Below are 6,897 nucleotides of genomic sequence, written 5' to 3'. Positions count from 1 at the left end.
ATTGATATAAAAGGCACGCGTTAGGAAACGCGCGCCATCAAAAAGGGGAGATTCATATTGTAGCGTGCATCTTGATGCACGAATGATTGCCCTCACACGCGTTTTTATTCGTGCAACAAGTTGCACGCTACGGGAAAATTCCACCTCGGTGCGTGATTGACGATTTCGTTCTGAAAGGTAAAATGTTCCTATATTCACTATTTGCTTGCCTTATTTTTATGAAAAAGCTGGATGGCAAGTATATAAAGTTAGTTGATGTGGAAGAAGGTAACAATGCCTTGCGCGATTACTATCGCCGATTCGGGTTTATCGAAGACGGTTGCCAAGATTTGATAATTTCGTTAGAGGCTTTAGAAGAACATCTAAGAGAAAAGGAGTAAGTAAAATGAAAGAGAGAAAATATTCCACTCAAGAGGTGTACAAACGTAGTGGTGAAGTTATGGATTTACTTCTCAAAGTCGCACCCAAAATGCTAGCAGATGAGCGTTATCTTTTCAAAGGCGATGAAACGCATGGTCCGAAAAAGGAAAATAGAAAAGTAGCGTAATGTAATTAATAAAGGATATAAACGGTTAGTTTTAGGCTAGCCGTTTTTTTATGCCTAAAATAAATATCCGCTTAAAAAACAAGCATTCAAACTTCATCTAGTGTGTCGCGTGCATCTTGATGCACGACCGAATCGCGCACGGAACGTGATTCACCACCTTTCGGATATTCATGATTTCGTGCGTAGCACGACCGATTTCCCTTTTGATGGCGCACGCTTCACAGCGTGTGCCGATAATCGATTGATATAAAAGGCACGCGTTAGGAAACGCGCGCCATCAAAAAGGGGAGATTCATATTGTAGCGTGCATCTTGATGCACGACAGATTCCACCTCGGTGCGTGATTTGCGATTTCGTGCAACAAGTTGCACGCTACGGGAGTTGATTTTGTGGGGGCGCACGATTATAGTAAAACGCAATTTATTGAGGAGAAAATAATGTTGCTGACTGAAAAAGGGTATGACGCATTTTTAGCTGAGAATATTGCGCGAGGCAATGAGGATATTCTGATGGGGCGTTGTCATTCGTTAGAAGAGGCGCGCGCAACATGGCAACACACCATTCAACAGAAAGCGGCCGAACTCGCGCAGTTGGATGAGCAACACGAGTCGGTTTATGGCTAATGTGATTTTGTCTAAACTCGCCACAGACAATATCAATGAAATCCTCGCCAATGTTTACGAATTCACCGGGTTTATTTCTACTCCGGAAAAACTCCTCGCCGAATTTGAAAAAACCTTCCGTTTGATTGCCTTTATGCCTGATGCCATCGGTCGTTTGCGCGAAGACGGTGAGCGTGAAGCCTTTTGTCGAAATTATCGTATTATTTATTGCGTTGTTGAAGAAACCGTGTATATCAAAACGGTAGTTCATAGCCGCCGGCTTTATCCCCAACCCTCATTTTCACCTTAAGTGCGTAGCGTGCATCTTGATGCACGAAAGAACCACGCATGGAACATTATTCAACCCCTTTCGGGTATTCACGATTTCGTGCAACGAGTTGCACGCTACGGGGATTAGTATTGTAAAGTGCGGTGATTTTTGAGTGTGTTTTTTGAGGCGATCCGGCGTTGCGGGGTGGATTTCGTTAATTGACAATTTTTTTGTGATACGCCATAATTTTGAAGAACTGGGGGACTCGTCCTCCCCCAGTAAGTTATCGAGTTAGTAAGCCGGCAAAGACCAGAGCAACAACACGATAACTAGGATAATGGTCTTCAACATTATATTATCCTCTTCATTGTAAGGTTTAAGCCTTACACTCACTTTCAAGATTGCCCCTTGAAAGTGAAATTATTATGGTTCGACACACCGAATTCATCAAGATGTCTTTTAAGAAAGCCCGGTAATCAATTATCGGGCTTTTTATTTCCTCCATTTATCCACCATACACACCTCGGTCACCATATAGCGTGCATCTTGATGCACGACCGATTGTTCTCACGAGCGTTTTTATTCGTGCAACTTGTTGCACGCTACGGGAGAGAATGATTCTACCTCGGTACGGAATGAAGTGCGGTGGTTTTTATGCGTGTTTTTTCGTGCAACAAGTTGCACACTACGGGGTGGAATAATGTTGTTGTTTTGCGGATTTGAAGTCGATGATATAAACGGTGTGTGCGCCGACAAGAAATTTAACGATGTATTTTCCGTTCAATAGGGGAATTTCTTTTTTCTTTCTGAGCCGGTAAACATCTGCTGTGTAGGAAAGCTTGTCTATTTCGCTTTTAACGGCATCGTAAAAATGCTCTGCGATAAGCCTATTTTGGGATTGTTGTAGAATGTAGCGAGCTTGGTTGCGTAATTTTTCCTCCGCCACGCTATGCCATTTAATGAGGTAATCAAACTTCATCGAGCTTTAATTCTCGGCGTAAATTTGCCATAACTTGTTCATGTGCAATGGATTTCACTGAGCCGTTTTCTAACTGTTCGAGCAGACGCTGTTCTTCCTCGGTGTAATACGGCTCTTTTTGTTTGAATACAGGCGGAGATGAGAGGGTGATTTGCATAGGATTCCCTGTTCGTTGAAGTTTGGTTTCATTCTACAATTCCTGCAATTATCACGCAAGCTACCCATAAAGTGCGGTGATTTTTGAGCGTATTTTTACGTTGTGAAGTGTCGCGTGCATCTTGATGCACGACCGAACCACGCACGGAGTGTTATTCAACGCTTTTGATGGCGCACGCTTCACAGCGTGTGCCGATAACCAATTGATATAAAAGGCACGCGTTAGGAAACGCGCGCCATCAAAAAGGGGCATTCATGATTTCGTGCAACGAGTTGCACGCTACGGGGAAATTCCACCTCGGTGTGTGATTGACGATTTCGTGCAACAAGTTGCACGCTACGATTCTTTTATTTTCAAGGCTTTTGATGGCGCACGCTTCACAGCGTGTGCCGATAATCGATTGATATAAAAGGCACGCGTTAGGAAACGCGCGCCATAAAAAAGGGAGTTGCACGCTACGGGTAAATAAAAAGAGAGGAAGGTTTCCTTTCCTCTCTTTGTTTGGTGTTGTGCGTTGATGTGTTCGCTATTCATCCAAGAAGCTGCGTAAGGTTTCGGAGCGGCTTGGGTGGCGCAATTTGCGTAGTGCTTTGGCTTCGATTTGACGAATACGTTCACGGGTTACATCGAATTGTTTACCAACTTCTTCTAATGTGTGGTCGGTGTTCATGTCGATGCCGAAACGCATACGAAGCACTTTCGCTTCACGCGGTGTTAAACCTTCCAACACTTCGTGTGTGGCGGCTTTTAGGCTTTGTGCGGTGGCGGAATCCAATGGCAGTTCCAAGGTGGAATCTTCGATGAAATCGCCTAAATGGGAGTCGTCGTCATCGCCGATTGGGGTTTCCATGGAAATCGGTTCTTTGGCGATTTTCAGCACTTTGCGGATTTTGTCTTCCGGCATGCCCATGCGCTCTGCCAGTTCTTCCGGTGTGGCTTCACGTCCCATTTCTTGCAACATTTGGCGAGAAATACGATTGAGTTTGTTGATGGTTTCAATCATATGCACCGGAATGCGAATGGTGCGGGCTTGGTCGGCGATAGAACGCGTAATCGCCTGACGAATCCACCATGTGGCATAAGTGGAGAATTTGTAACCACGGCGGTATTCAAATTTATCCACAGCTTTCATTAAGCCGATATTGCCTTCTTGAATTAAATCAAGGAACTGCAAACCACGGTTGGTGTATTTTTTCGCAATGGAAATCACCAAACGCAGGTTCGCTTCCACCATTTCTTTTTTGGCACGGCGTGCTTTGAGTTCACCTTGCGAAATGCGTTCGCAAATGTCTCGAATTTGCTGAATGGTGAGGTTGGTGTCTTGTTCAATTTGAACTAAGTTGGCAATCGCCTGACGTAAATCCGCTTCATATTGCACTAATTTTTCCGACCAAGACTTTCCTGCTGCCAAGGCTTTCACCAGCCAAACGTCTTGGGTTTCGTGTCCGATAAAGCTTTTTTGGAAAGTCGCTTTTGGCATTTTGGCATTATCCACCACGATTCTTTGAATCGTGCGTTCTTGGTTGCGCACTTGCTTCATGATGTCGCGCATACGCAATACTAAGGCATCAAACTGTTTCGGCACTAAGCGGAATGTGGTGAAAATCTCAGATAATACTTGAATTTCCGCTTTGGTTTTGGCTGAGGTGCGACCGTGTTTTGCAATGCTTGCCAGTGTTTTTTGATGTTGATCTTTAAGTACGGTGAATTTTTCGCGCGCAACTTCAGGATCAATGCTGTTATCACTATCGCTTTCATCACTGCTATTTTCTTCGTTGCTTTCTTCGTCCTCTAATTCATCTGTCGCATCGACACTTTCGCGTTCTTCATCTGACGCGAAGGTTTCGTCTAATTCGGCATTGTCAGCTTCGGTGATGACATTCGGATCAACAAAACCGGTAATCAAATCCGCTAAGCGGGCTTCCCCTCTTTCCACTGCGTCATATTGGTCAATGAGATTGGTAATGGCTTCAGGATAGGCGGCAACGGCGCTTTGCACTTCGTTAATGCCTTCTTCGATGCGTTTGGCGATGTCAATTTCGCCCTCGCGGGTGAGCAATTCCACGCTTCCCATTTCGCGCATATACATCCGCACAGGATCAGTGGTGCGACCAAGTTCTGCTTCTACGCTGGATAACACTTGGGTGGCTTCTTCGACAACATCTTCATCAGCGATATTTTCGTTGAGCATCAGATCATCGGCATCCGGTGCGGCTTCCAACACCTGAATGCCCATGTCGTTAATCATTTGAATAATATCTTCAATCTGATCCGCATCGACTAATTCTTCAGGCAGGCTGTCATTGACCTCGGCATAAGTTAAATAACCTTGCTCTTTCCCTTGTGCGATGAGTAGTTTCAATTGAGATTGTGGATTTTGATCCATATTTAATATCCGCCTTGCTGACTTATTTAGTGAAGATAAAATGCTAGGGATTTTAGCATTCTTACTAGGGTTTAACTATTTCTTTTCTTGTTTTTTTACTAACAAATGTGAAAGCTCTTGCTTTTCGTTAAGATCCAAGCCTTCCGCACGATCTTTTGCAATGAGCCATTGGATGCGCTTATCCACCAGTTGCAGATAAAAATAACGCAATGTTTCGCGAAACGTGTCTTCGATCTTATCGTCTTCAATCAAATGGTTCCACGCCAGCAATTTTTCAAGCGTCCCTTGTTGGGGTGTATTGCGCCAATGCTCCAGCAGTTGACCGGCACTAATGCCAATTTTTTCACGACAAAGTGCGGTCAGTTCTGTGAGTAAATCGTAGCCCGGCTCGTCTAAGTTTTTGAGCGGTTCCAAATCCGGTATGAATTTCACCAATTCCGGATTTTGTAACAATAACGCAATGAGAATCCGCATTGGCGTGCGCTTAAACTGCATGGTCGGCACGGTGGTTTCATTGTGTGGTTTTGCGGGATTCGGGAGCAGACTTTCCAGCTGTGTTGGATCCAAAATGCCTAATTTTTTCGCAAGCGTATTACGCAAATCCAACCGCAATACATCACCCGGAATTTGCTTAATTAGCGGAATCGCCAGTGCGGCAAGTTTCACTTTGCCCTCTTTTGAGGAAAAATCCACTTGCGGAGTTAAGTGCGCAAACAAGAATTCGCTCAAGGATTGCGCGTTCTCAATGTATTCCTCGAAGCCTTGTTTACCGTATTGACGAATGAAGCTATCAGGGTCTTCATCGTCCGGTAAAAAGATAAATTTTAGCTGCCGCCCGTCTTCTAAATAAGGCAACGCATTTTCTAAGGCGCGCCATGCGGCATCTCGTCCCGCGCGGTCGCCGTCATAACAGCAAATCACTTGTTCGGTGGCGCGAAAAAGTAATTGAATTTGTTCCGACGTCGTGGAAGTGCCAAGAGAGGCTACGGCATAATTCACACCGAATTGGGCCAATGCCACCACGTCCATGTAGCCTTCAACCACCAGCAGTTTTTGGGGTGAATCGTCCGCCTGTAAAGCTTCAAATAAACCGTAGAGTTCACTGCCTTTGTGGTAGGTAATAGTTTCCGGTGAGTTTAAGTATTTTGGTTTTTCATCGGTTAACACGCGCCCACCAAACGCGACCGTACGCCCACGACGATCACGAATGGGGAACATAATCCGATTACGGAATTTGTCGTACACGTTGCCTCGATCATTGCGCGACAACATGCCTAAATCGAACAGTTTTTGTTGTTCTTCACGGGTTTTGCCGAATTGACGATACACGGTATCCATGGCATTTGGCACATAACCGATTTGAAAACGATCAATGATTTCCGCTGATAAACCACGCTGTTGCAGATAACTTTGTGCCGGAATATTTAACGGCAATTGTTGCTGATAAAATTTGGCGATTTCCTGCATTAACTCATATAGATTTCGCTTAGTTTGGAAATTAACCTGCTTGCCGTTATCGTTAAAGTGCGGTCGTTTTTCGTAGGGAATTTCCAAGCCGAGAAACCCCGCCAGTTCTTCCACCGCTTCCACAAATTCCAGCTTGTCATATTCCATTAAAAAGGAAATGGCATTGCCGTGCGCACCACAACCAAAGCAATGATAAAACTGCTTTTTATCGCTCACGGTAAAAGAGGGCGTTTTTTCATGGTGAAACGGGCAGCAGGCTTGATAATCACGGCCGGCTTTTTTCAGTTTTACGCGGGAATTAATTAAATCGACGATGTTCGTTTTGGTTAAAATATCGTCTATAAATGTGCGGGGAATGGAACCTTTCATCGAGTATTCTGCCTCTTATTGTGAATGAAATATGAGCCTAACTGATGAGATTAAGAGAAAATAAAACCGTGAGCCTTGGAAGATTCACGGTTTTTATAACTCGAGTTAAAATGCGGTTA

8 protein-coding genes are annotated in these 6,897 nt (G+C 44.5%); 4 read left to right on the top strand and 4 right to left on the bottom strand.

Translation table 11 applies throughout. The features are described from left to right. Window positions 1–110 precede the first annotated feature (110 nt). The 4 genes from QZ106_RS10215 to QZ106_RS10200 all read left to right on the top strand — a co-directional run bounded on the left by QZ106_RS10215 (window position 111) and on the right by QZ106_RS10200 (window position 1,459). Window positions 111–380, top strand: a complete 270-nt coding sequence (locus QZ106_RS10215; RefSeq protein WP_295976699.1) for a hypothetical protein — start codon at window positions 111–113, stop codon at window positions 378–380. A gap of 5 nt (window positions 381–385) precedes the next feature. After that, window positions 386–547 (top strand): hypothetical protein, encoded by a 162-nt coding sequence (locus QZ106_RS10210; protein WP_295976698.1) that lies wholly within the window; start codon window positions 386–388, stop codon window positions 545–547. Window positions 548–984: 437 nt separating this feature from the next. Further along, on the top strand, window positions 985–1,170 hold the full coding sequence (locus QZ106_RS10205; protein ID WP_295976697.1) for a hypothetical protein: 186 nt from the start codon (window positions 985–987) through the stop codon (window positions 1,168–1,170). After that, window positions 1,163–1,459, top strand: a complete 297-nt coding sequence (locus QZ106_RS10200; RefSeq protein WP_295976696.1) for a type II toxin-antitoxin system RelE/ParE family toxin — start codon at window positions 1,163–1,165, stop codon at window positions 1,457–1,459. Before QZ106_RS10205 ends, QZ106_RS10200 begins: the two co-directional genes overlap by 8 nt. 646 nt (window positions 1,460–2,105) lie before the next feature. Here QZ106_RS10200 and QZ106_RS10195 read toward each other — a convergent pair. From QZ106_RS10195 to dnaG, 4 genes are all read right to left on the bottom strand, one after another. After that, the gene (locus QZ106_RS10195; protein WP_295976695.1) at window positions 2,106–2,399 is read right to left on the bottom strand and encodes a type II toxin-antitoxin system RelE/ParE family toxin; all 294 of its coding nucleotides are present in this window, start codon (window positions 2,397–2,399) and stop codon (window positions 2,106–2,108) included. Further along, a complete protein-coding gene (locus tag QZ106_RS10190) occupies window positions 2,389–2,556 on the bottom strand; it encodes a hypothetical protein (RefSeq protein WP_209363545.1) in 168 nt (55 codons plus the stop codon). Before QZ106_RS10190 ends, QZ106_RS10195 begins: the two co-directional genes overlap by 11 nt. 526 nt (window positions 2,557–3,082) lie before the next feature. Next, complete coding sequence (gene rpoD / locus QZ106_RS10185; RefSeq protein ID WP_295976694.1) at window positions 3,083–4,942, bottom strand: RNA polymerase sigma factor RpoD; 1,860 nt, start codon at window positions 4,940–4,942, stop codon at window positions 3,083–3,085. A gap of 75 nt (window positions 4,943–5,017) precedes the next feature. Further along, the gene (dnaG, locus tag QZ106_RS10180) at window positions 5,018–6,778 is read right to left on the bottom strand and encodes a DNA primase (RefSeq protein WP_295976693.1); all 1,761 of its coding nucleotides are present in this window, start codon (window positions 6,776–6,778) and stop codon (window positions 5,018–5,020) included. Window positions 6,779–6,897 lie beyond the last annotated feature (119 nt).

Source organism: uncultured Aggregatibacter sp., assembly GCF_901873365.1.
GTDB lineage: Bacteria > Pseudomonadota > Gammaproteobacteria > Enterobacterales > Pasteurellaceae > Aggregatibacter.
Note: the sequence above shows the minus strand (reverse complement) of the source record. Positions and strands in the feature narration are given on the sequence as shown.